A 23,033-nucleotide genomic window follows, 5' to 3' on the forward strand; every position below is an offset into this window, starting at 1 on the left:
ACTCGGCAGAACTCCCGACATTCGGTCGGGTGTTGACACCCCCACACCTCGTTGATAACGTTACCAATCATCGACGAGGCAGTCGGATGAGGCGACGAGGAGGCCGGATGGAGCTGTGCATCGATTTCGGGGGCACCGAGATCAAGCTCGCCGTGACCGACGGCGACCGTGTCGTCGCAACGAGCAGCATCCCCGTGCTCGGCAGCCCTGCCGACCTGCCCGCCGCCGTCGTCGAAGCACGCCGACTCCTGGCCGAGACCACATCCGGCACCACATCCGGCGCCACTACCGCACCCGGCGCCACAGCCACAGCAGTCGCCATCGCCGTCCCGGGCGTCGTCGACCCCCGCACCGGACGGATGCTGCACGCCAACGCCAAGTACGACTTCCTCGAGGACTTCGACCTGAACGCCTGGGCGCTCACCGAGTTCGGCCTACCCGCCGTGGTCGAGAACGACGCCAGAGCGGCCCTGATCGGCGAGACCTCGACCGGCAGCGCGGCCGGCGAGCGCGATGCGGCGCTCGTCACCCTCGGCACCGGGATCGGCACCGCGGCCCTGATCGACGGCACGCCTCTGCGCGGACGCACCGGGCACGCCGGCATCCTCGGCGGACACCTCACGGTCGACCTCGACGGACCGGTCTGCCCGTGCGGGAACATCGGATGCGGAGAGGCGCTCGCGAGCACATGGGCGCTCCCCGCCGGCACCACCATGACCGAGGTCTTCACGACCGACGCGCACCCCGCGATCCGCGAACGCTTCCTGCACGCGTGGAGTGCGGTCGTCACCTCGCTCGTGCACTCGTACGATCCGGCGGTGGTGATCCTGTCCGGCGGGATCCTGCGTGCGGGCGACGCGGTCCGCGCCCCGATCGAAGCCCACGTCCGCGCACACCTCTGGCCCTCGATGACGCCGCCGCGCTTCGTCGTCCCGCCCGAGCCCGAGCTCTCCGTCGCCCGCGGACTCAGCGTCCTCGCCCGCGCCACGACCGTACCCCCCACGACCGCACCCCCCTCGACCCACCCCTTTTCGTCCGACCCGGCCCCTTACGGCGGTACACAAAGGGCCGGGTCGGACGGAAGGGGCCGGGTCGGCACCACACACGTCGGCACCACACACGTCAACACCACACGCACCGCCACACCGCAGGAGGAACAGTGACCACCCCGATCAGCGACATGCACGAAGGGCACACCACCCGAGGTCGCTACGACACCCAGCCCACCGTGGCGCTCCCCGCGGGCGAGCGCATCCTCCGCGGCGCCGAGGGCTGGACCGCCGCCGCCGAACTCGCCGAGGCCTGCGCCCGCGTGACGGGCACCGCTCCGGTACTGCTGGTGGACACCTACCCGGGAGTCGATGTCCCCGCCCTCACCGCTGCGGTGCGCGCGGCCCTGCCGGACTGGACCGTGGTCGACGTCGAGACCGCCGCCCGCCCGGTCGCCGAGGTCGAGCAGCTGATCGCCCCGAACCTCACCGACGACCGCGTCTTCGGAGTGATGAGCCACTTCACGCTGACCGACTTCTACGACGCCGCGAAGCTCGACGCCCTCGCCGGCAGCATCGCGCAGAACCCGACCGTCGTGATCGGCTGGGGCGCCGAGCTCCTCCGCCCCCGACTCGACGGTGCCGCAGCGACCGTGCTCGTCGACATGGCCCGCTGGGAGATCCAGCTGCGCCAGCGCAAGGGCGCCACGAACTGGCGCGCCGACAACGCCGCGGAAGACAACCTGCGCAAGTACAAGCGCGGCTTCTTCGTCGAGTGGCGCGTCGCCGACCGCCACAAGCGCAGCCTGTTCGACACGGTCGACTTCGTGCTCGACGGCAACGCGATCGCCCCGGCCGAGCGGCATCCGGACTCCCCCGAAGCCGGCATGATCACCGGCACCGCCTTCCGCCAGGCGCTGAAGGATGCCGCGCATCGGCCGTTCCGCGTCGTGCCGTTCTTCGACCCCGGAGTGTGGGGCGGGCAGTGGATGAAGAACCTCATCGGCCTCGACCCCTCGAAGGACAACTACGCGTGGTGCTTCGACTGCGTGCCGGAGGAGAACTCGCTGCTGCTGGAGGGAGAGGGCGGCGTGATCGAGATCCCCGCCCTCGACCTGGTCTTCCGCCGCCCGGTCGACCTGCTGGGCGCCAAGACGTTCTCCCGCTTCGGGGCCGAGTTCCCGATCCGCTTCGACTTCCTCGACACGATGGACGGCGGCAACCTCAGTCTGCAGGTGCACCCGCTGACCGACTACATCCAGAACACGTTCGGCATGCACTACACGCAGGACGAGAGCTACTACATGCTCGATGTCGGCGACGACGCGGTGGTGTACCTCGGCACCAAGGAGGGCATCGACCGCACCGAGATGCTGCAGGATCTGGCGACGGCGCAGGACGGCGAGCATCCGTTCCCGGCCGACAAGTACGTCAACTCCTTCCCGGCCCGCAAGCACGATCACTTCGCGATCCCGGCCGGCACCGTGCACTGCTCGGGCGCGAACTCGATGGTGCTGGAGATCTCGGCGACGCCGTTCATCTTCACCTTCAAGCTCTGGGACTGGGGCCGCGTCGGCCTCGACGGCATCCCCCGCCCCGTGCACCTCGACCACGGCGCCCGCAACATCCAGTGGGACCGCGACACCACCTGGGTGGGCGACAACCTCCTCGGCCAGGTGAAGACCATCCGCACCGAGGGCGACGTCATCGAGGAGAGCACGGGCCTGCACGAGCTCGAGTTCATCGAGGTGCGCCGGCACTGGTTCGCAGACGGCGCCGACCACGACACCGAGGGCACGGTCAACGTGCTCAACCTGGTCGAGGGGGATGAGGTGCAGGTGGTGAGCCCGACCGGCGCCTTCGAGCCCTTCGTCATCCACTACGCCGAGACGTTCATCGTCCCCGCCGCGGTGGGCGCGTACCGGATCGAGCGCACCGAGAACTCGCGCAGCGCCCGCTTCGCGACCGTCAAGGCGTACGTGCGCGGCTCGCGCACGAGCGACAACTGAACACGCACCGACACGCAACCGAACACAGCAACCCGAAGCAGCATCCGCAATGACGCAGCACCCGCGAGGATCCCGCGAGGGAATCCCTTGCACCGCACTCATCACCTTGGTAGCGTGAAACCAGATTTCTGGTAACGATACCAAACGAACAAGGGAGTTCTGAATGATTTCGCGACGCACGATCGCCGCTGCCGCGGCCGGTCTCCTCCTCGGCACCCTGGCTCTGGCCGGGTGCTCCGGCGACTCCGGATCCGGAGACGCCGGAGAGGTGACCGGCACGCTCAACTTCTACACCGACAAGGCGGCGTGGAAGCCCGACTTCGAGTCGCTCAACGAGGTCAGCGGCGAGGCCGTCGACATCACCCTCAAGACCACCGGCTACTCGGACGCGAACCAGTACGACGCCTTCATCAAGCAGTCGTTCCGCACCGACAAGTCACCGGGCCTGTTCACCTGGCACACCGGCGACTCGCTCAAGCAGCTGGTCGACGAGGGCCTGGTGGCAGAGACCACCGACATCTGGACCAAGGCCGTCGACGAGGGCTGGGTGAGCGAAGACCTGCGCGACAGCTACACGTTCGACGACAAGCAGTACTGCGTGCCGATGAACATCGCCTACTGGATCATGTTCTACAACAAGGCCGCCTTCGCCGACAACGGCATCGAGGTGCCCACCACCTGGGACGAGCTGAACGACGCCGCCGAGACGCTGAAGGATGCCGGGGTCACCCCGTACTACCAGACCAGCGTGCTCTTCACGTTCCAATGGTTCCAGCACCTGGTCGCCTCGACCGACCCTGACCTGTACGCCGGGCTCACCACGGGCGACGTGAAGTACACCGACCCCGAGATCGTCGACGTCATGAACCTGTGGCTCGAAGAGCAGGAGGCCGGCTGGTTCAGCGACGCGGGCAGCACCACCGACCCCGCGGTCGGCCTCAAGCAGGGCGACTACGCCATGATCAACTTCGGCACGTTCTTCGCGGGCAACCTCGAGGGCGCGGGCATGACCACCGACGACTACGGGATGTTCGCGATCCCGGCCGTCAGCGACGACCTCGAGGCCACCCCGGTCGCCGTCGAGTCGGGCCCGATCTGCACGGCCGAGAACTCGAAGCAGCGCGACCTCGGACTCGCCTACGCCGAATGGTGGATGTCGCCCGACGCGCAGACCGCCTGGAACGACGCGCACGGCGACGTGGCGTTCAACCCGAAGGCGAAGGTCGCAGACCCCGCGCTCGCCGAGCTCGGCACCGAGATCGCCGGCGACGACTACATGCTGTACGACCGGTTCTTCGAGGCCATGCCGACCGAGATCGTGACCACCGCGATCGAGCAGTTCGGCGCCTTCAACGCCAACCCCGGCGACCCGATGCCGTTCCTGGAGAAGATCCAGGCCACGGCTGACAAGTACTGGGCAGAGCAGGAGTAAGCACCGGATGGCGCATCAGAAGTCGCCGTACCAGTGGTCCGCCCGGGGCTTCATCGCCCCGGGCGTGATCCTGGTCGCGGTCCTGCTCTACCTCCCCCTGCTGTGGACGGTGTTCCTCAGCTTCACGCAGTACAACGGCCTCGGCAGCCCCGACTGGATCGGGCTCGACAACTACGTCGAGATGTTCACCGACGGCGACTTCGTGGGCTCCGCGATGAACACCGTGCTCTGGGTGATCGGCACCCTGATCATCCCGGTCGGCATCGGCCTGGCGATCGCGCTGCTCACCTGGAACCTCGGCGGCGGCATCTGGCTGCGCCTCCCCTTCCTCATCCCCTACGCCCTCTCCGGCATCGGCGTCGGCGTGGTGTGGTCGTTCATCCTCTCCTCGGGCGGAGCGCTCGACCAGGCCCTCGCCGCGTTCGGCGTGACCGACCCGCCGCGGTGGCTGCTGGATGCTCCGCTCAACACGATCGTCATGATCATCGCCTCGTCTTGGCAGGGCGTCGGCGTGAACGCGCTGCTGTTCACCATCGGCCTGCAGGCCATCCCGAAGGAACCGCTCGAGGCCGCCCGCATCGACGGCGCCGGCGGCGTGCGGCTGTTCACCAGCATCCTCTGGCCGATGCTCCGCCCGCTCACAGCCGTGGTCGTCGGGCTCTCGATCGTCGCGAGCCTCAAGACCTTCGACATCGTCTGGGGCATGACCAAGGGCGGACCGGGCACGGTCTCGGAGACCCTCGCGCTGACGATGTACAAGGAGACGTTCGTGAACAGCGACTACGGACTCGGCTCGGCGATCGCGGTGTTCCTCACCGTCATCACCCTGGTCGCGTCGGTGCTGTACCTGCGTCAGCAGCTCTCCCCGAAGAAGGAGATGTGATGTCGAAGATCATCCGCACCGCCGTGCTCGTCATCCTCGGACTCGTGTGGCTGCTGCCCGCGTATCTCCTCGTCGTGAACGCGATGAAGGACCCGATGACCTTCACCTCGAAGGAGTCGTGGATCCCCACCGACTTCCACCTGTTCCAGAACATCGCCGACGCGTTCGAGCTGTCGGGCCTCGGCGACAGCATCCTCAGCACCCTGATCTACTCGATCGTCTCGCCGACCATCGCCGTGCTCGTGGGCGCCGCGGCCGGGTACGCGATCGTGGCCCTGCGGCTCAAGCGCGGCTTCCTGTGGTTCGTGGTGATCTTCGGCGGCACGGTGTTCCCGCTGCAGATGGTGCTGCTGCCGCTGTTCGACGCCTACTCGCGCATCGGCCTGTTCGACACCCGCGTCGGCATGGTGATCATCTACACGGTGATCTCGATCCCGTTCTCGGCCTTCGTGATGCGCAACTTCTTCACCGGCGTCGCGCACAACGTGTTCGAGGCCGCGGTGCTCGACGGCGCCACCACCTGGCGCATCTTCGTGCGGCTGTACCTGCCGATGGCGTCGAGCGCGCTGGTCGCGATCTTCATCCTGCAGGCGACGTTCGTGTGGAACGACCTGCTGCTCGGCCTCACGCTCAGCCAGTCCGACGACATCCGTCCGATCATCACGACGCTGTCCGGCATGCAGAGCACCTACGGCGGCGCACAGATGTCGGTCGTGCTCGCCGCGGCCGTGCTCGTCTCGCTCCCCACCGTGGTGCTGTTCCTCTGCACCCAGCGGTTCTTCGCCAAGGGCCTCGCGCTCGGCCAGTACTGACCCTCTCTCCCGCCCCTCGAAAGGCATCATGCATCCGCTCATCCCCACCGTCGAGGACCTCGCCGCCGACGCCGTCACCCACCATTACGACGACCTGATCGCGCCGACCGGGCTGACGAACATGTTCGGCACCGTGCGCGTCGACCACGACCTGACCGCGATCAGCGCGGTGCAGTTCCCGCCCGTGTCGCAGGGGCTCACCCAGACCGCGGTGCTGTTCGTCGACGGACGGCTGTTCGCCTCGTACGGCGTGCCCGTGACACACGAGTGGCGGGCGGATCGGGTGGTGCGGCGGGCGACCGTCGGCGACCTGGAGATCGAGACCACGACGGTGTGCGTGCCGGGGAAGACGGCGGTGGCGATCGACATCGCGGTGCGGAACACCGGATCGCAGGATCGGGAGGTGCGGATCGGGCTCTCGGCGGCTGCCCGGGTCACGCGCTCGCCGGACGCCTGGCTCGACGCGGAGTCGCCCTCGGAGCGCGACACCGCGACCGTCGACGGCGAGCGCCTGGTGTTCTCGTCGGCGGATGCCGCGGCCTGGAGCGTGCAGGGCCTGGCGGGCGGATCGGCGGCGCTGAGCGGGGTGGCCTCGCTGCCCGAAGAATTCGACACCGGTATCGGCGGGAACGGTCGTGGCGGCGAGCTGTTCGTGGCCCTCGCCGTGCCGGACGGGGGCGTCGCGCGCACCGCGTACGTGCAGGCGGTCGGGATCTCTGCGGACGACGCGGCGCGCACGTACGACGCCGTGATCGCCGATGTGCCCGGTGCCGTCGCCGCGGCCGAGGACTTCTGGAACCGGCAGCTGCACGCCGCCTTCGACCCCGACGACGGGGAGTTCTCCGGCGCGCTGCCGGTGCTGGAGACGGCATCCGCTCCGCTCCGCCGCCTGTACTGGTGGGCGGTGCTCGGCGTGATCTGGTTCCGCCGCGACTTCGCCGGCAACGTGCTCGGCCGCTCGTACGACACCCTGATGCCGAACTACTGGGGCACCACCACGTTCATCTGGGACTACAGCCTGAGCTCGGTCAGCCACGCGCTGCTCGACCCCGCCGAGATGCGGAACCAGGTGCGGCACTGGATCTCTCTCGACATCCACTCGCACTTCGGCACCTCCTCGCTCACCGGCGGGCCGGTCGGGCGCTGGTACTCGGTGAACGACTACGCCATGACCCGGCTCGTGCACGACTACGTGCGCTTCACCGGCGACACCGCGTTCCTCGACGAGATCGTCGGCGACCAGACCGTCGCCGCGTCGGTGCGGCAGTGGGCGATGGCATGGAAGGACTTACGCCGAGGCAGCGCCCTGGCCGATTACGGGGAGATCGACAACCTGCTCGAGTGCGTCAGCTCGTACACGCACGAGGTCGCGAGCCTCAACGCCGCGAACGTGTGGAGCATGCGGACGGCGGCCTCGCTCGCCGACCTGCGGGGCGACGCGTCGGGCGGTACGGAACTGCGCGCCGAGGCCGACGCCCTGCTCCCGGCCGTGATCGAGCGCTACCTCCCGGGTCAGGGCATCTTCGCCGCCGGACAACCCGACGGCACGCAGCTGCCGGTGCGGCACTGCTACGACTTCAGCGTGGTCGGCACGACCGTGGCCGACGACCTCGCGCCGAGCATCCGCGACGAGATGGTCTCGTTCTTCCAGCGCGAACTGCAGACCGACAACTGGATGCGCGCGCTCTCGCCGTGGGACCCCGACGCCAGCTACAGCCCCCGCCCGGACCATCAGTGGAACGGCGCCTACCCCGCCTGGCCCGCGGATGCCGGACGAGCCCTGGCCGCCCTCGGTGCCCCCGAGGTGCTCACATCGTGGGTCGAAGGGTTGTCGCGCACGGCGAACCAGGGCCCGATGGGGCAGGCGCACTTCGTCGAGGAAGCCGTACCCGGGATCAACGGCGGCGCGCGAAAGGCCCCGCCACAGCTGCCGTACATCATCGACTGGTCGTGCTCCTCGTCGGGCGCCTGGGTCGAGCTCGTGATCGAGGCCCTCTTCGGCGTCTCGGTCACGACCGACGGCACGGTGCGCGCGGCCGGCTGTGTCGCCGCACTCGACCCGCATGCGGTGCTGCGCGGGCTGCGGGTGGGCGAGAAGACCTACGACATCGACGCCTCGGGAGGGATCGCCGAGACCGCCGGGCGCTGAGCACGACCGCCTGAGCACTGCACGAACCGCAGGACCACGCTGTACCTACACGAACACGAAGGAGTGATCGAGATGAGAAGACGCATGATCGCGGCGGGTCTCGCCGCCGCATCCCTGTGTGCCGGAGCGCTGTTCGCCGCCCCGGCGAGCGCGACGGTTCCGGCCGGGGGCGGACATGGCGGCGGACACGGACCCGGCCAGTGCTCGCTGGTGGACAAGACGCTCACGGCGACATCGAGCGTGAACCAGAACCTGACCGAGACCTTCACGACCTACGGGAACACCGGCGGGGAGTGGACCGGCGGCGACAGCACCTACTCGATGCCGCTCGGCAAGGGGAAGACCGGCTGGTTCTTCTCGGACACGTTCCTCGGCACCGTGAACCCCGACGGGTCGCGCCCGACCGACTCGCCCTTCGTGAACAACTCCGTCGTGGTGCAGGACCGCCGCGGCGACCTCACGACCATCACCGGCGGCACCCCCGAGGACCCGGCCGGCATCATCCCGCCCGAACCCGACGGCAAGTGGTACTGGATCGGCGACCCGACGCCCGGCCGTCACGGCACCGTGCAGGTGCCGCTGCTGCAGTTCGCGCGCACCGGCACCGGGCAGTGGGACTTCGCGTGGACCGCGAACCGGCTCGCCACGCTCGACGGGCAGACGCTGCAGCTGGAAGGCATCGTGGATCTGCCCTCGGCCACCGGAATCAACTGGGGATCGTGGACGCTGGAGGAGCGCGGCACGACCTACATCTACGGCATCGCCGACCCCGGTGGCGTGCGCTCGGCGTACGTCGCGAAGGTGCAGGGCAAAGACGGCCTGAAGGGCACATGGACCTACTGGAACGGCTCGACGTGGGTGGCGGACGAGGCGGATGCCGTGCCCGTGGTGCCCTACGTCGCCAACGAGTTCAGCGTCGCCCCCTTCCGCGACGGGTACCTGCTGGTGACGCAGGACACGTCCGAGCTGTTCAGCACCCGCATCGTCGCGCGCACCTCGTGCTCGCCGACGGGTCCGTTCACCGACCCGGTCGAGCTGTATCGCACGCCCGAGACCGGGGCGCTCGGCAGCTACGGAGACCCCGACGTGTTCACCTACAACGCGCACGAGCATCCGAATCTGCGTCAGGGCAACCGCATCCTCGTCTCCTACAACGTGAACACCTTCGACAACGTGGGTGACGTGTACGACGACGCCTCGATCTATCGGCCGCGGTTCATCGACGTGCAGCTGAAGGTCACCGGATGACGGATGATCGTGCGGCGCTCCGGGGGCTGCTCGCCTCCGGGGCGCCGGTCACCTGGGTGTTCACGGGCGACTCGATCACCCACGGCCTCATCCACACCCGCGGGGCCCGCAACTACGTCGACCACCTGCACGAGCTGATCCGCGGCGATGCCGGCCGGGTGCAGGATGCCGTGATCAACACCGCGATCACGGGGTGGCGGGCCGACCTGATCCTCGGGGACTTCGACCGTCGCGTGGCGCACTGGCGGCCCGACGTGGTGACGCTCATGATCGGCACGAACGACTGCACGACGGAGTGGCTCGACCCCGTGATCGAGATGTCGGCGTTCGCGGACTCGATAGCGGAGTTCGTGCGGCGGGTGCGGGCGGGCGGTGCGGTGCCGGTGCTGCAGACACCGCCGACCGTCGACCTGCTGCACGCCCCCGACCGCGCCCGTATCGGCGAGTTCGCCCAGGCGATCCGCGATGTGGCCGCGCGGGACGGCGTGGTGGTCGTGGATCAGTACGCCGCGTTCGCGGAGTTCTCGGCGGGGACCGGTCCGGGCAACGAGGGCATGCCGTGGGGCCTGCTCGACGACGCGTTCCACCCGAACGCGGCGGGGCATGCCCTGCTCGCGCTCGGGTGGGCCGAGGCGGTCGGGCTCGGCGGTGCCGGGTCGCCCGTCCGCGCGGATCTGGCCGCGCGGGTGGCGGTGGCGCGGCATCCGCAGTGGCCTCCCGCGTGACGGTCTTCGCACGGCCGCGTGCGTGATGCCGTCCCGGCCCTCTGCGTCCGACCCGGCCCCTTGCGTGCGCACACAAGGGGCCGGGTCGAACGGAAGGGGGTGGTTCGGCAGCGGGGTCAGCCGGCCTGCACGTCGAGCACCCAGGTCACGCCGAAACGGTCGGTGAGCATCCCGAACCCGGCCGACCACGCCGAGGCCGCGAGCGGCTCGATGACCGTCGCACCGTCGGCCAGACCGTCCCAGTAGCCGCGGATCTCGTCGAGCGAGTCCGCCCGCAGCGACTGGAAGAACGTCCGGTCGGTGATCGTCGCGCCGTTCTCCCGGCGTGTGGTGCCGGCGGTCGCCGTCGGGTCGGGGTCGTCCAGTCCGGGGATGTCGTACGCCATCAGGCGGAGGCCGTCCGACTCGAGCTGCCCGAACACGATCTTGTCGAAGCCGGGCACCCCTTCCGGCATTCCGAACTGCCCGTAGGTCGCGGCGGTGACCTCGCCGCCGAAGACGGACCGGTAGAACTCGAGCGCCTGCCGAGCCGTGCCGCGGAAGTTCAGGTGGGTCGTGGTGGTGATGGTCATCGGTCTCTCCTTCTCATACGGCCCGCCGTTCGGAATCGCCTGAGTGCAACGATCACAGGGGTAGCGGTCGGTTTCTGTCCTCTACCTCGGGCAGACTGAATCCCATGACCGGAAGCTCGTCGCGCATGCTCGCGCTGCTGTCGCTGCTGCAGACACCGCGCGACTGGCCGGGCCACGTGCTCGCCGAACGCTTGGAGGTCAGCCCGCGCACGGTGCGCCGCGACGTCGATCGGCTGCGCGAGCTCGGCTACCGAATCGGCGCGATCAAGGGCCCCGACGGCGGCTACCGTCTCGCGGCCGGATCCGAGCTGCCGCCGCTGCTGTTCGACGACGACCAGGCGGTGGCGATCGCGGTGGCGCTGCAGACCGTCCCCTCCAGCGGCATCGACATCGAGGAGGGCGCGGCGCGGGCACTCGCCACCGTGCGGCAGGTCATGCCCTCGCGGCTGCGGCACCGTGTCGACGGCATCCGCTTCTCGGGTGCCGCTGCCGATGTGCGCGTCGATCCGGCGGTGCTCGAAGCGGCGAGCGCGGCCGTGCGCGACCGGCAGGTGCTGCGCTTCGACTACGGCTCCGACCGCGATCGCCCGGCCCGACGCACCGAGCCGCACGCGGTGGTCGCCCGCGAAGGCCGCTGGTACCTGCTCGCGTGGGACCTGGATGCCGCGGACTGGCGCACGTTCCGGCTGGATCGGATGCAGCCGCGCATCCCCACGGGACCGACGTTCACCCCACGCCCGCTGCCGGCGGCGGACGCCGAGACCTATCTCGCCGCACGGGCGAAGGGGTCGGCGGCCGAGGACCGCTGGCCGTGCGCGGGCGAGGTCGTGGTCGAACTCCCGGCGCACGAGGTCGCGCCCTGGGTCGGCGACGGCGAGCTGGAGGAGCTCGCCGACGGTTCGTGCCGGATCACGATCGGCTCCTGGTCGTGGGTCGGCGTGCTCGCCGCGGTCGCGCGGTTCGATGCGCCGTTCACGGTGGTGGGCCCTGCGCCGCTGCGCGAGGCCGCGGGGATGTTGGCGGGGCGGTTCGCGGCGGCAGGCAGGGAGGACTTGTCCTCCTGATCCAGGAGTTCCTGCGACCTTTCCTCATTCTCTGCAAATGCGCCTCCGCGGGACGGAATCGCTGCCCGCGGTGAGGTCCACTGGGACGATGACAAACTTTGCCATTGGCATTAGCGTGGAGGCATGGCCACGATGAACATCTCTCTTCCGGACGCTCTGAAGGACTTCGTCGAAACGCAGGTGGTCGAGCGCGGCTACAGCAACATCAGCGAGTTCATGCGCGAGTTGATCCGCCATGAGCAGGCCCGCGAGCAGCTGCGATCCCTGGTCGTCGACGGGATGACGTCGGGGCCGGGTTCCGAAGTGGACCAGGCGTACTTCGATCGCCTCCGAGACCGCGTCCACGCAGACGCCGCCGACGCGTGACTGCGGGGCGGGTCGTCACCAGCAGGCGGGCGGATGAGGACATCGACGGCGCGGTCACCCGCTACCTCAACGAAGCAGGGCCGCCGGTCGCGATCGCGTTCATCGACGACCTCCAGCATGCGATGAGTCGGCTCGCCGCGTTTCCCTCGTTGGGATCGGCGCGCTTCGAGCTGGTGACCGAGATTCCCGACATCCGCGCCTTCCCTCTTCGAAACCATCCGTATCTCGTCATCTACACCGATGATCCGGACGCCGTGCGAGTCCATCGCGTGCTTCACACGAGGAGAGACATCGCTTCCGCCCTCTCCGAGAGCGATCGTGACACCGCGTGGTCGCGACTCGTGCGCACCGGAAGGGTCACTCTCCCCACGAAGAAGGGCGCCTTGTCGCACCCACCGCAGCGCCAGGACGAGACATCCGCACAGATCCTCGACGCCATCCGCGCCGACCGCATCTGACCTCCCGCATTCGCGGGAGAGCCGCCCCACCCGCGCCGGTAGACTGAGCATGCCCCGCCGGCCCCGTCCTTTGGAGTGCGCGTGACCACCGCCCCTGCACCTTCCCCCCAGCACGTCCCCGACTCCGTCGAGAACGCGATCGCGACGCCCGAGAAGGAGCAGCCGTACGCGGCCCTCGGACTCAAGCCCGACGAGTACGAGCGCATCAAGGAGATCCTCGGCCGCCGCCCCACGTCGGGCGAGCTGGCGATGTACTCCGTCATGTGGTCGGAGCACTGCTCGTACAAGTCGTCGAAGAACTACCTGCGCCGCTTCGGCCAGAAGGTCTCCGACGAGATGAAGGAACGCCTCATGGTGGGCATGGGCCAGAACGCGGGCGTCGTCGACGTCGGCGAGGGCTGGGCCGTCACCTTCAAGGCCGAGTCGCACAACCACCCGTCGTTCATCGAGCCCTTCCAGGGTGCGGCGACCGGCGTCGGCGGCATCGTCCGCGACATCATCTCGATGGGCGCCCGCCCGGTCGCGGTCATGGACGCCCTGCGCTTCGGTGCGGTCGACCACCCCGACACCGCCCGCGTCGTGCACGGCGTGACCAGCGGCATCAGCTTCTACGGCAACTGCCTGGGTCTGCCGAACATCGGCGGCGAGACGGTCTTCGACTCCGTCTACCAGGCAAACCCGCTCGTGAACGCGCTCGCGGTGGGCGTGCTGCGCCATGAAGACCTCAAGCTCGCCAACGCGACCGGCGTCGGCAACAAGGTCGTCCTGTTCGGTGCCCGCACGGGTGGCGACGGCATCGGCGGCGCCAGCATCCTGGCCTCCGACTCCTTCGACTCGACCGGCCCGACCAAGCGCCCCGCCGTGCAGGTGGGCGACCCGTTCGCCGAGAAGGTGCTCATCGAGTGCTGCCTCGAGCTCTACCGTGGCGAGCTCGTCGAGGCGATCCAGGACCTGGGCGCCGCCGGCATCTCCTGCGCGACCAGCGAGCTCGCGGCCAACGGCAACAGCGGCATGAAGGTCTCGCTCGACAACGTGCTGCTGCGCGACCCCACGCTCACGGCTGAGGAGATCCTCATGTCGGAGTCGCAGGAGCGCATGATGGCGATCGTCGCCCCCGAGAAGCTCGACGCGTTCATGGCCGTCGTGAACAAGTGGGAGGTCGAGACCTCCGTGCTCGGCGAGGTCACCGGCGACGGACGCCTCCTCATCGACTGGCAGGGCGAGCGCATCGTCGACGTCGACCCCTCGACCGTCGCGGTCGACGGCCCGGTCTACGACCGTCCGGTCGCGTACCCGACGTGGATCGACGCCCTGCAGGCGGATGCCGCCGAGAACCTGCCCCGCGCGAACGACCCGGAGACGCTGCGCGAGCAGTTCCTCGCGCTCGTCGCCTCCCCGAACCTGGCCGACACGAGTTGGATCACCAACCAGTACGACTACTACGTGCTCGGCAACACGGCCCTGAGCTTCCCCGACGACGCCGGCATGATCCGCGTCGACGAGGAGTCGGGTCTCGGCTTCGCGATCTCGACCGACGCCAACGGCCGGTACTGCCAGCTCGACCCGTACGCGGGTGCGCAGCTCGCCCTGGCCGAGGCGTACCGCAACGTCGCCGTCACCGGTGCCGTGCCGACCGCCATCACCGACTGCCTGAACTTCGGCTCTCCCGAGAACCCCGAGGTCATGTGGCAGTTCGGCCAGACGGTCGACGGCCTGGCCGACGGCTGCTACGAACTCGGCACCCCGGTCACCGGCGGCAACGTCTCGTTCTACAACCAGACCGGCGACGTGCCGATCCACCCGACACCGCTCGTGGGCGTGCTCGGCATCATCGACGACGTCTCGCGCCGCATCCCCTCCGGATGGCAGGACGAGGGTCAGAACATCTACCTGCTCGGCACCACCTCGACCGAGCTCTCGGGTTCGGCCTGGGCCGACGTCGTGCACGACCACCTCGGTGGACTGCCGCCCAAGGTCGACCTCGCCGGCGAGAAGCGCCTCGCGGGTCTGCTCTCGGCCGCCCGTGACGAATGGCTCATCTCGTCGGCGCACGACGTCTCGGAAGGCGGCCTCGCGCAGGCTCTCGCCGAGGGTGTCATGCGCTTCGGTGTCGGCGCCCGCGTCTGGCTGAACGAGATCATCGAGAGCAACGGCGTGGATGCCGCATCCGCCCTGTTCTCCGAGTCGACCGGCCGCGTGATCGTGACCGTGCCGCGTGAGGACGACGTGAAGTTCCGCGGCCTGTGCGAGGGACGCGACTACCCGGTGATGCGCATCGGCGTGACCGACACCGAGGGCGCGAAGCTCGAGGTGCAGGACGTCTTCACCGTGTCGATCGCCGAACTGCGCGAGCGCTCGCAGGCCACGCTCCCCTCGTACTTCGGTCCGACGGTCACGGAGGTCAGCGCATGAGCGACGTGAGCCGGCAGAACCCGAACGAAGAGGACTACGGCGACCTCGGCGAGAAGCGCAACCGGCGCATCCGCATCGTCGCCTGGACCGTCATCATCGCGCTCATCCTCGGCGGTGGCGGCGCGACCGTGATCACGCTCATCCTGGGCTGAGCGCCGCGGCTCCGGGCCGCTGGCGCCTCCGGGGCGCGTCGCTTGCGTCGGCAGAAAGCAGTTCCCGCGGCCTCGCTGCGCCGAGAAGGCCGCAGCGGGCGTAGTTGGCCGAGGACGGCGCGGCTGTAGTCGCACGGGGCGAGCGCGCGTCGCTTCCGTCGGCAGAATACAGTTCCCGCGGCCTCTTCGCGCCGAGAAGGCCGCGGCAGGCGCTTTTCTCCGCGGGAACAGTCCTGACTCTCGACGCCGTCGCACCGCGCGCGTACCCTCGGGCGGGAACGGAGGCGCCATGACCATCCAGCCCAGAGACGTGGCCCGCGATGAGGACATCGAGGGATACCTGCTCGGCTCGCCCGTGAGCATCATGCGCGAGTTCATCACGACTCCCGGTCGAGGACCGCGACTGCATCGGCATCCGTATGCCGAGACGTTCGTCATCCACCAGGGCCGCGCGCTGTTCACGGTCGGCGACGAGCAGGTCGTCGGCGTCGGCGGTCAGATACTCGTCGTCCCCGCACTCGTCTCCCACCGTTTCGAGGTGCTCGATGGCGGCACGTACGAGGCGACCCACATCCACGCGAACGACCGCTTCGTCACGGAGTGGCTCGAGTAGTCACGGCATCCGCTCGGACGAGTCGCCGAAACCGCGGAGCAATCCTCCACAGGTCATCCGAGAACAGCCTTCTCCCCACTCGTCGCGATCACCCCTCCCAATGCGGGTGCCCCCGCGGAGGATACGAAGCATCACACCACCAAGGGGGATGCCATGACCGAGGCGAAGCTCGATCTGATCACGAAACTACTGGCGAAGGCCGAGAGCACGACGCCGGAAGAGGCGGAGGCTCTGACCGAGCACGCCGAGCGGCTGATCGTGAAGTACGGCATAGATCAGGCCCGTATCGACGAGCGTCGCGGTCGACTCGGGAAGGCTCAGGAGCAGATCGTTCACGAGCGGATGCTGTTCAGCGGCGTGTACGCCCGGGATCTGCAGGAGATCGGCTCGGGAGTCGCGCAGGCGCTGGGCACCGTGCGGCCGCTGGGCATCGACGTCTCCCCCGGCGCGGCCCTCCTCCTGGTCGGGCATGCCTCCGACGTCGCGCAGGTGCGCACCCTCACGGCGAGCCTCGAGGTGCAGGCGATGGTCGCGATGCGAAAGTGGTGGTCCGTGCACCGCGAGATCTACGGACGGCACACGGAATCCGAGAAGCGGCGCGCGCGCAGCGGCTTCCTGCGAGGCTTCGCCCGGGGCGTCATGAGCCGCATCCAGGACAGCCGACGATCGATCGTCGAGGAGGCCGGCGCCGGCACCGCACTCGTCTTGGCCTCCCGCCGCGATCGAGTGGACGAGGCGGTCGATGCGATGGCGACCCGGCACGCCCGGCCGCGGCGCAATCCCGATGCCGGTGCGTTCGCGTTCGGGCACCGGTCCGGTCGGGAAGCGCGGACCGGCGAACGAGGCCACCTGACGTGACCGCACTCCCATGTACCATCCGCCGGCACTCAGCGGCGGAGGAGGTACCCGACCAGCTCGACGACCGCCGCGGAGTCCCGGGCTTCGCGGCCGAGGGATTCCACGATGATCGCGCCGAGGATGGCCCGGCCGATCTGAGCGACCGGCGCATCGGCCGACAGCTGCCCGTCTCGGATGCCGCCGCGCAGGCGCTCCGACAGATGCTGCTCGACTCCGAGACTCTCACTGAGATGCACACCCACGTCGGCGTCATCGGCGGCTGCGGCGACGAGCGACCGCAGCAGCGCATCACCCTGGGGCGCCTCCAGGATCGACAGCACCGAACGCAGCCAGCTCTCGACGTCGGCGAGCAGGTCACCGGTGTCGGGCACCACGAAGTCCACAGGGATGAGACGGCCATCCACGAGGCAATCGGCGATCAGTGCACCGCGCGAGGGCCACCAGCGGTAGATCGTCTGCTTTCCGACGCCGGCTTCCTTGGCGATGCCCTCGATCGTGAGCCGGTCGTACCCCTGCGCGTGGAAAAGCCGCGATGTCGCATCGAGGATCGCTTCGCGCGCCGCAGTGCTACGCACGGGCCCGCTCCGATGCTCGTTCACCATGCGTTCAGGATAGCCACAGATCGCTAGACGAGACGTGCCGTATGATCTTCGAGTCCGAAGGAGACCACTGTGGCATCACTGCTGTACCGTCTGGGTTCGTTCGCTGCGCGCAAGGCGTGGACGGTGATCGTGTCGTGGATCCTGATCCTCGGTCTCGGCGTCGGCGCCTTCCTCACCCTCGGCGGCACGCTGAGCAACAGCTTCGACATCCCCGGCACCGCCTCGGGCGAGGTGACCGACGAGCTCGCCGAGAAGCTCCCGGATTCCGCCGGCGGCACCGGAACGGTCGTCTACCGGACCACCGACGGTTCGGCGTTCACCGACGAGCAGAAGCGGGAGATCTCGGACCTCGCTGCCGGCGCGGAGGATCTCGACGGAGTCGCGTCCGTGATCGATCCGTTCGACGCACAGCAGCAGCAGGCAGATCGGGCCCAGGAGCTGGCCGACGGCGAGAAGCAGATCGCCGACGGCCGCACCCAGCTGGATGCCGCTCAGACGCAGATCGACGAGGGCAGAGCCCAGATCGAAGCCGGCCTCACGCAGCTCGCGGCCGCCCGCACCCAGGCGGAGCAGGCCGGCGCCGGTCCCGAGCAGCTCGCCGCCCTCGACGCCCAGGTCGCGGCGCTGAACGCCCAGGCCGCCGAACTCGAAGCCCAGAACGCGAAGCTCGATCAGTCCCGCATCACCCTGCAGGAGAACGCCGACCAGGCGGAGCTGGGCTCGACCCTGCTCGACCTGGTCGACGGCATCGGCGTGGTGTCCGAAGACGGCTCGACCGCCATCGTCAACGTCTCGTTCGTCGACCCGCGCCTGGAGCTCTCGGAAGAGGTCAAGCAGGGCACGATCGATCACTTCGCCTCCGCTCCGGTCGAGGGGACCGAGGTGGACTTCGGCACCGACATCGCGCAGGGCGTGCCCGAGATCTTCGGCGTCGGCGAAGCGGTCGGCCTTGTGTTCGCCGCGATCGTCCTCATCGTGATGCTCGGCTCGCTCATCGCCGCCGCACTCCCCATCGTCACCGCCATCGTCGGCGTCGGTGTCGGCGTGACGGCATCCCTCGCCTTCTCCGGCGTGGTGGACATGGCCTCGGTGACCCCGGTGCTGGGTGTGATGCTCGGCCTCGCGGTCGGCATCGACTACTCCCTCTTCATCGTCAACCGGCACCGCAAGCAGCTGCTCGCCGGTGTCCCGGTGCGCGAATCGATCGGCCTCGCCACGGGCACCTCCGGCACCGCCGTGGTGTTCGCGGGGACCACCGTGATCGTCGCACTGCTCGCGCTCAACGTGACCGGCGTGCCGTTCCTCGGCCTCATGGGCACGGTCGGCGCCGTGTGCGTCGCGGTGGCCGTGCTCGTCGCGATCACCCTCGCCCCCGCCATCCTCGGCCTCGTCGGCGACCGTCTGCTCAGCCGTCGCGCTCGCGCCACGGTCGGTCAGGAGCACGCGGCCGGCAAGCCCGTGAAGCGGATGTCGACCCTGCGCGCCGTCGTCACGACGCTCGTGAGCGTGGTCGCGCTGCTGATCATCGCGATCCCCGCCATGTCGATGCGACTAGGCCTGCCCGACGGATCGAGCGAGCCGAGCGACTCGACCAGCTACCGCGCGTTCCAGACCGTCGACGAGCAGTTCGGCGAAGGGGCCAACGGCCCGCTGCTGGTCACCGCCACCCTCGACGACGCGGTCACCGACGACGACCTGCTCTCCACCCAGGTCACGATCGCGCAGGCCATCGCCGACCAGGACGACGTGGTGGCCGTCGCGCCGATCGCGGCATCCGACGACAACACCCTCCTCGCGTTCCAGGTCTTGCCGAAGGAAGGGCCGAACAGCGCCTCCACCGAGAAGCTCGTGCAGGACCTACGGTCGATGCCGGCGGTCGGCGACGGGATCACTCTCGGCGTCGCCGGTCAGGCCGCGATCAACATCGACATCTCCGAGGCGCTGGCCGCAGTCCTGCCGCTGTACCTCGTGGTCGTGGTCGGGCTCTCGCTGCTGATCATGATCGTGGTGTTCCGCTCGCTGCTCGTGCCGCTCATCGCCACCGGTGGCTTCGTGCTGTCGCTGTTCGCGACGTACGGGCTGATCGTGGCGGTGTTCCAGTTCGGCTGGGGCGCCGAGGTCATCGGGCTGCACAGCACCGGGCCGATCCTGAGCTTCCTGCCGGTGATCCTCGTCGGCATCCTGTTCGGGCTCGCGATGGACTATCAGCTGTTCCTCGCCTCCGGCATGCGCGAGGCGTACGTGCACGGAGCCTCGGCGCGCGATGCCGTGGCGCAGGGCTTCCGTGCCGGGCGCTCGGTCGTGACCGCGGCCGCCCTCATCATGGTGTCGGTGTTCGGCGGGTTCATCTTCTCGGAGTCGACCATCATCCGCTCGATCGGGTTCGGACTGGCGTTCGGTGTGCTGCTCGACGCGTTCGTGGTGCGGATGCTGCTGATGCCCGCGCTCATGCACCTCCTCGGCCGCTCGGCCTGGTGGCTGCCGCGCTGGCTCGACCGCATCCTGCCCAACGTCGACATGGAAGGCGCGGCGCTCGAGCGCGACCACCCCGGCATGAAGGCCGTGGCCGTTCCGACGACGACTGATTCGGTGCCGACGGCACGGCACTCGTCCTGAGAGCGCCCGGTGTCGGCGAGGAGTGTCGGTCGACGGGCAGTCTGCGTCGGGCGGAGTTCTCCGTGTCGGGAGGACGAACTGGGCTGAAAGCGCCGCCCGACGGGGAGTTCTCCGCCGGAGGCCCGGGCGCCAACCGACACCCGCCGACCTCGACCCGGGTGTCCGTGGGCGTGCCTAGAGTGAGGGCATGACCGCCCGGGAACGTCTGCTCGCACTGCGCGCTCAGGCCGAGGCGCGGGTGCAGGCGACGGCCGCGACCCTCGACGAGCTCACCCATGATCGCGAGAGCTCGAACGACGACGACGAGCACGACCCCGAGGGCGTCACGCTGTCGTCGGAGTGGTCACGGCTGACCGGGCTCGCCGAGGCCGCGGCATCCGAGCTCCGCCAGGTCGACGACGCGCTGGCCCGAGTGGATGCCGGCACCTACGGCGTCTGCGCCAACTGCGGCCGGCCGATCCCCGCGGGCCGGCTCCAGGCGCGCCCGTTCGCCGAGTACTGCGTCGCCTGCGCCGAGAAGCTCGGGTACTAGCCCCGACTCCCCGTCCCGCTCCCGTCATCTCCGCGCCATCCCGACTCCCCCGCCCGTCCGACCCCGCACGCACAACTTCGGAGATCGCGAGCGACACGCCGATCACGAAGGGCATACGGCGGCGCGCCGGTTCCAGGATCCGAAGTTGTGCGGGAAGCCCGGGGACACGGCGGGCGCGCGCGAGTAGCATCCCTCCCATGCCCATCACACTCGAGAACGTCGGGATCGCCGTGCGCGACCTCGAGGCGACCATCTCCTTCTTCACCGACATCGGCCTCACGGTGCTCGGTCGCGACGAGGTCAGCGGCGAGTGGGCGTCGACCGCGGTCGGGCTCGACGGCAACCACGCCAAGATCGCCGTGCTGCAGACACCCGATGGGCGCGGCCAGATCGAGCTGTTCGAGTACATCCACCCGGACGCGATCGAGACGGAGCCGACCCTTCCGAACGAGATCGGCATGCACCGCATCGCCTTCTCGGTCGACGACATCGACGAGTCGCTCGCGATCGCCGCCCGCCACGGCTACCACCCGCTGCGCGGCGTCGCGAACTACCAGGATGTCTACAAGCTCACGTATCTCCGCGGCCCGAGCGGCATCCTCGTGATGTTCGCGCAGGACCTCACGAAGAGCTGAACCGGTCTTCGTGGATCACAGGCCGTCGTCGACGCCCCGGCGGGCCACGGCCTCGGGAGGAGAACTCAGCTTCGAGCGGAGATTCTGGGCGAATCCATCCGCCCGACGGCGAGAACTCCGCCCGAAGCGGGGCAGCAGCCGAAGCACGACAGCCCGAAGCGGGGCAGCCGAAGCACGACAGCCCGAAGCGGGGCAGCCCCCGAAGGGACTGCCCCGCAACGACAGGAACCTACGGCAGGGCCGGCCCTCCGGGTCCCGCACCCGGAACCGGGTAGCACACGGGCGGAGTGTCGTCCCACGCCGACGGCAGCATCAGCAGGTCGTCGTAGTGGTGCATGGCGATGCCTCCGAACGAGGCATCGTCCTGGAACGCGGCATACGTCTTGTCGAGCTCGCCCTCGAGGTAGGTGCGCCCCTCCTCCCAGAACGTCACCGTCTCGGGGTCTCCCGTGCCGGAGAGGTCCTTGGTCTCGATGCCGACCACGACCGAGTTCGGCTTGCCGATCTGGTTCGCGTAGTCGATCTCGTGCTGCGCCTGGGCGATGATGCCCGCGCTGCCGTCGGCCGTGTCGCGGTAGTCCATGATCGCGATGTAGTCGGTCATGTCCTGGATGTGGTCGCTGAGCGCCTTGGTCTGCCCGTTCCAGGTGATCGAGGTGCAGCAGGCCGAGGAGTCCAACCACCGCGGGATCGCGGGGCCGACCAGCACCGGGAGCCCGGATGCGTCGCGGCGATCGATGAGGGTGTCGAGGATCTCGAGCCAGCGGTTCGGGAGTCCGCCGTTGCCGGGCAGCTTCCAGTCGCTGAGGATGTACGGCTCGATGTCGACGTTGATGCCGTCGAAGCGGGCGGACTCCGGCACGGCGAGGTTGTAGTCGAGGACCTTCTCGAACTCGTCGATCGCGAAGTGCTCGAACTGCTCCAGCGCGCCCAGGTACGGCGGACGCGTCCCTCCGGCGACGGTGGCCTGCACGTGATAGCCGCGGGCGCGGGCCCACTCCACGAACGCCGCGACCTCGTCCCGCGAGTCGCGCAGCATGTCGGTCGTGGCCTGGCGGTCGACGCCGAGGTAGATCGTGCGGATGGGGTCGGAGCCGAAGGTGGTGGTGTCGTCCATCACCGCGCCGAGGCGGTCACGGGCATCCTCATCGAACACGGCCTCGTAGGAGGCGCGCTCCCAGATCCACATCGCGCGGTCCTGGTCGTAGATCACGGGGGTCTCGGCGGTGGCTCCGCCCAGCGCGACGTACGTGGTCGGCGCCTCGGACGTGTGCCCCGACACGTCGGTCGCGCGGGCCTCGATGCTCGCGAACTCCGCGCCCGAGACGGGGAAGGATGCTGTGTACTCGCAGTTTCCCTGCGCCGCGGCAGCCAGCCAGGCGCCGCCGTTCACCCGCACCTCGACGGCGGAGAGTGCGCGGTCGGAGGCCACGTCGACGACGACGTCGAGGGAGGAGCCGGCATACGCACCCTCGGTCGGCGAGACGACCGTGACGACGGGGCGGGATGCGGCGGGGTTGTCGACCTCGACCGCGAGGAAGTCCGACCAGGTCGTGTAGAGGGTGGTGAGGTCACGGGCGCGCACTGCGAGGTCGAGCCGGCCGTCGCGGTCGGCGATGTCGAGGTCGACGGTCCACGTGCCGGCGGTGCCGGTCACCGGGATCGGGATCAGCTCCTGGGCGCCCACGACGAGCACGAGCTCAGAGGTGTTCGCGAACGTCCCCTCGACCGTGAGCGTCGATCCGCTGACGGTGCCGCCGTCGACGGGGGAGGTGATCGTGAGCTCGGTCGTGACGGTCTCCGCAGAGGCGGCGCCGCCGGCGGCGACCACCCCTCCGGCGAGAAGGCTCGCGGCGACCAGCGCCGACAGCCAGCGTGTGCGTCTCATCGGTGTCTCCTTCCGCTC

Annotated in this window: 21 protein-coding genes; 18 read left to right on the forward strand and 3 right to left on the reverse strand. The window is 69.2% G+C overall.

All coding sequences use genetic code 11. The features are described 5' to 3' along the window. Positions 1–107 precede the first annotated feature (107 nt). The 8 genes from AC6CHX_RS06225 (at position 108) to AC6CHX_RS06260 (ending at position 10,247) form a co-directional block, all read left to right on the forward strand. Entirely contained in the window at positions 108–1,163 is a 1,056-nt protein-coding gene (locus AC6CHX_RS06225; protein WP_498272081.1) for an ROK family protein, read from the forward strand. Next, complete coding sequence (locus AC6CHX_RS06230) at positions 1,160–2,998, forward strand: class I mannose-6-phosphate isomerase (protein ID WP_498272082.1); 1,839 nt, start codon at positions 1,160–1,162, stop codon at positions 2,996–2,998. The genes AC6CHX_RS06225 and AC6CHX_RS06230 overlap by 4 nt, the downstream gene beginning before the upstream one ends. Before the next feature lie 163 nt (positions 2,999–3,161). Next, a complete protein-coding gene (locus AC6CHX_RS06235; protein WP_498272083.1) occupies positions 3,162–4,430 on the forward strand; it encodes an ABC transporter substrate-binding protein in 1,269 nt (422 codons plus the stop codon). A gap of 7 nt (positions 4,431–4,437) precedes the next feature. Continuing rightward, complete coding sequence (locus AC6CHX_RS06240) at positions 4,438–5,313, forward strand: carbohydrate ABC transporter permease (RefSeq protein WP_376102188.1); 876 nt, start codon at positions 4,438–4,440, stop codon at positions 5,311–5,313. Continuing rightward, entirely contained in the window at positions 5,313–6,125 is an 813-nt protein-coding gene (locus AC6CHX_RS06245; protein WP_498272084.1) for a carbohydrate ABC transporter permease, read from the forward strand. The genes AC6CHX_RS06240 and AC6CHX_RS06245 overlap by 1 nt, the downstream gene beginning before the upstream one ends. 28 nt (positions 6,126–6,153) lie before the next feature. Beyond that, positions 6,154–8,274: a glucosidase family protein gene (locus tag AC6CHX_RS06250; protein ID WP_498272085.1), complete on the forward strand. Its 2,121-nt coding sequence runs from the start codon at positions 6,154–6,156 to the stop codon at positions 8,272–8,274. Between the two features lie 72 nt (positions 8,275–8,346). Next, positions 8,347–9,522, forward strand: coding sequence for a DUF5005 domain-containing protein (locus AC6CHX_RS06255; RefSeq protein WP_498272086.1), 1,176 nt, complete (start codon positions 8,347–8,349; stop codon positions 9,520–9,522). Beyond that, positions 9,519–10,247 (forward strand): SGNH/GDSL hydrolase family protein, encoded by a 729-nt coding sequence (locus AC6CHX_RS06260; RefSeq protein ID WP_498272087.1) that lies wholly within the window; start codon positions 9,519–9,521, stop codon positions 10,245–10,247. The genes AC6CHX_RS06255 and AC6CHX_RS06260 overlap by 4 nt, the downstream gene beginning before the upstream one ends. 116 nt (positions 10,248–10,363) lie before the next feature. Here the strand turns inward: AC6CHX_RS06260 and AC6CHX_RS06265 are convergent, their stop codons facing one another. Continuing rightward, positions 10,364–10,819 carry a VOC family protein gene (locus tag AC6CHX_RS06265; RefSeq protein ID WP_498272088.1) on the reverse strand — a complete coding sequence of 152 codons (456 nt, stop codon included), beginning with the start codon at positions 10,817–10,819 and terminating at the stop codon, positions 10,364–10,366. 104 nt (positions 10,820–10,923) lie between these two features. Here AC6CHX_RS06265 and AC6CHX_RS06270 point away from each other — a divergent pair, with 104 nt between their 5' ends. The 7 genes from AC6CHX_RS06270 (at position 10,924) to AC6CHX_RS06300 (ending at position 16,742) form a co-directional block, all read left to right on the forward strand. Then, positions 10,924–11,883 (forward strand): helix-turn-helix transcriptional regulator, encoded by a 960-nt coding sequence (locus AC6CHX_RS06270; protein WP_498272089.1) that lies wholly within the window; start codon positions 10,924–10,926, stop codon positions 11,881–11,883. A 123-nt stretch (positions 11,884–12,006) separates the two neighbouring features. Then, complete coding sequence (locus AC6CHX_RS06275; RefSeq protein WP_498272090.1) at positions 12,007–12,249, forward strand: ribbon-helix-helix domain-containing protein; 243 nt, start codon at positions 12,007–12,009, stop codon at positions 12,247–12,249. Then, a complete protein-coding gene (locus AC6CHX_RS06280; protein ID WP_498272091.1) occupies positions 12,246–12,707 on the forward strand; it encodes a type II toxin-antitoxin system RelE/ParE family toxin in 462 nt (153 codons plus the stop codon). The genes AC6CHX_RS06275 and AC6CHX_RS06280 overlap by 4 nt, the downstream gene beginning before the upstream one ends. Positions 12,708–12,788: 81 nt before the next feature. After that, complete coding sequence (purL, locus tag AC6CHX_RS06285; RefSeq protein ID WP_498272092.1) at positions 12,789–15,119, forward strand: phosphoribosylformylglycinamidine synthase subunit PurL; 2,331 nt, start codon at positions 12,789–12,791, stop codon at positions 15,117–15,119. Next, the gene (locus AC6CHX_RS06290) at positions 15,116–15,271 is read left to right on the forward strand and encodes a hypothetical protein (protein ID WP_167381597.1); all 156 of its coding nucleotides are present in this window, start codon (positions 15,116–15,118) and stop codon (positions 15,269–15,271) included. The genes purL and AC6CHX_RS06290 overlap by 4 nt, the downstream gene beginning before the upstream one ends. Before the next feature lie 289 nt (positions 15,272–15,560). After that, the gene (locus AC6CHX_RS06295) at positions 15,561–15,884 is read left to right on the forward strand and encodes a cupin domain-containing protein (RefSeq protein ID WP_498272093.1); all 324 of its coding nucleotides are present in this window, start codon (positions 15,561–15,563) and stop codon (positions 15,882–15,884) included. 153 nt (positions 15,885–16,037) lie between these two features. Then, positions 16,038–16,742, forward strand: coding sequence for a DUF2786 domain-containing protein (locus AC6CHX_RS06300; RefSeq protein ID WP_498272094.1), 705 nt, complete (start codon positions 16,038–16,040; stop codon positions 16,740–16,742). 29 nt (positions 16,743–16,771) lie between these two features. On the opposite strand, the gene AC6CHX_RS06305 is transcribed toward AC6CHX_RS06300, so the two are convergent. Beyond that, a complete protein-coding gene (locus tag AC6CHX_RS06305) occupies positions 16,772–17,344 on the reverse strand; it encodes a TetR/AcrR family transcriptional regulator (protein WP_498272095.1) in 573 nt (190 codons plus the stop codon). A gap of 69 nt (positions 17,345–17,413) precedes the next feature. Between AC6CHX_RS06305 and AC6CHX_RS06310 the strand changes: the two genes are divergently transcribed. The 3 genes from AC6CHX_RS06310 (at position 17,414) to AC6CHX_RS06320 (ending at position 21,127) form a co-directional block, all read left to right on the forward strand. Next, positions 17,414–19,960: an MMPL family transporter gene (locus AC6CHX_RS06310; RefSeq protein WP_498272096.1), complete on the forward strand. Its 2,547-nt coding sequence runs from the start codon at positions 17,414–17,416 to the stop codon at positions 19,958–19,960. 187 nt (positions 19,961–20,147) lie between these two features. Continuing rightward, the gene (locus tag AC6CHX_RS06315) at positions 20,148–20,492 is read left to right on the forward strand and encodes a TraR/DksA family transcriptional regulator (RefSeq protein WP_498272097.1); all 345 of its coding nucleotides are present in this window, start codon (positions 20,148–20,150) and stop codon (positions 20,490–20,492) included. 197 nt (positions 20,493–20,689) lie between these two features. Further along, positions 20,690–21,127: a VOC family protein gene (locus AC6CHX_RS06320; RefSeq protein WP_136041806.1), complete on the forward strand. Its 438-nt coding sequence runs from the start codon at positions 20,690–20,692 to the stop codon at positions 21,125–21,127. A gap of 229 nt (positions 21,128–21,356) precedes the next feature. Here the strand turns inward: AC6CHX_RS06320 and AC6CHX_RS06325 are convergent, their stop codons facing one another. Beyond that, on the reverse strand, positions 21,357–23,015 hold the full coding sequence (locus tag AC6CHX_RS06325) for an Ig-like domain-containing protein (protein WP_498272098.1): 1,659 nt from the start codon (positions 23,013–23,015) through the stop codon (positions 21,357–21,359). Between the last annotated feature and the right edge of the window lie 18 nt (positions 23,016–23,033).

Source organism: Microbacterium sp. GQ128 (assembly GCF_059758615.1).

Coding starts and splice junctions, on each gene's coding strand:
- AC6CHX_RS06300 (WP_498272094.1), top strand. CDS start 16,038: ATGACCGAGGCGAAGCTCGATCTGATCACGAAACTACTGGCGAAGGCC.
- AC6CHX_RS06265 (WP_498272088.1), bottom strand. CDS start 10,819: ATGACCATCACCACCACGACCCACCTGAACTTCCGCGGCACGGCTCGG.
- AC6CHX_RS06290 (WP_167381597.1), top strand. CDS start 15,116: ATGAGCGACGTGAGCCGGCAGAACCCGAACGAAGAGGACTACGGCGAC.
- AC6CHX_RS06325 (WP_498272098.1), bottom strand. CDS start 23,015: ATGAGACGCACACGCTGGCTGTCGGCGCTGGTCGCCGCGAGCCTTCTC.
- AC6CHX_RS06270 (WP_498272089.1), top strand. CDS start 10,924: ATGACCGGAAGCTCGTCGCGCATGCTCGCGCTGCTGTCGCTGCTGCAG.
- AC6CHX_RS06295 (WP_498272093.1), top strand. CDS start 15,561: ATGACCATCCAGCCCAGAGACGTGGCCCGCGATGAGGACATCGAGGGA.
- AC6CHX_RS06240 (WP_376102188.1), top strand. CDS start 4,438: ATGGCGCATCAGAAGTCGCCGTACCAGTGGTCCGCCCGGGGCTTCATC.
- AC6CHX_RS06235 (WP_498272083.1), top strand. CDS start 3,162: ATGATTTCGCGACGCACGATCGCCGCTGCCGCGGCCGGTCTCCTCCTC.
- AC6CHX_RS06320 (WP_136041806.1), top strand. CDS start 20,690: ATGCCCATCACACTCGAGAACGTCGGGATCGCCGTGCGCGACCTCGAG.
- AC6CHX_RS06305 (WP_498272095.1), bottom strand. CDS start 17,344: ATGGTGAACGAGCATCGGAGCGGGCCCGTGCGTAGCACTGCGGCGCGC.
- AC6CHX_RS06260 (WP_498272087.1), top strand. CDS start 9,519: ATGACGGATGATCGTGCGGCGCTCCGGGGGCTGCTCGCCTCCGGGGCG.
- AC6CHX_RS06250 (WP_498272085.1), top strand. CDS start 6,154: ATGCATCCGCTCATCCCCACCGTCGAGGACCTCGCCGCCGACGCCGTC.
- AC6CHX_RS06315 (WP_498272097.1), top strand. CDS start 20,148: ATGACCGCCCGGGAACGTCTGCTCGCACTGCGCGCTCAGGCCGAGGCG.
- AC6CHX_RS06245 (WP_498272084.1), top strand. CDS start 5,313: ATGTCGAAGATCATCCGCACCGCCGTGCTCGTCATCCTCGGACTCGTG.
- AC6CHX_RS06255 (WP_498272086.1), top strand. CDS start 8,347: ATGAGAAGACGCATGATCGCGGCGGGTCTCGCCGCCGCATCCCTGTGT.
- AC6CHX_RS06225 (WP_498272081.1), top strand. CDS start 108: ATGGAGCTGTGCATCGATTTCGGGGGCACCGAGATCAAGCTCGCCGTG.
- AC6CHX_RS06275 (WP_498272090.1), top strand. CDS start 12,007: ATGGCCACGATGAACATCTCTCTTCCGGACGCTCTGAAGGACTTCGTC.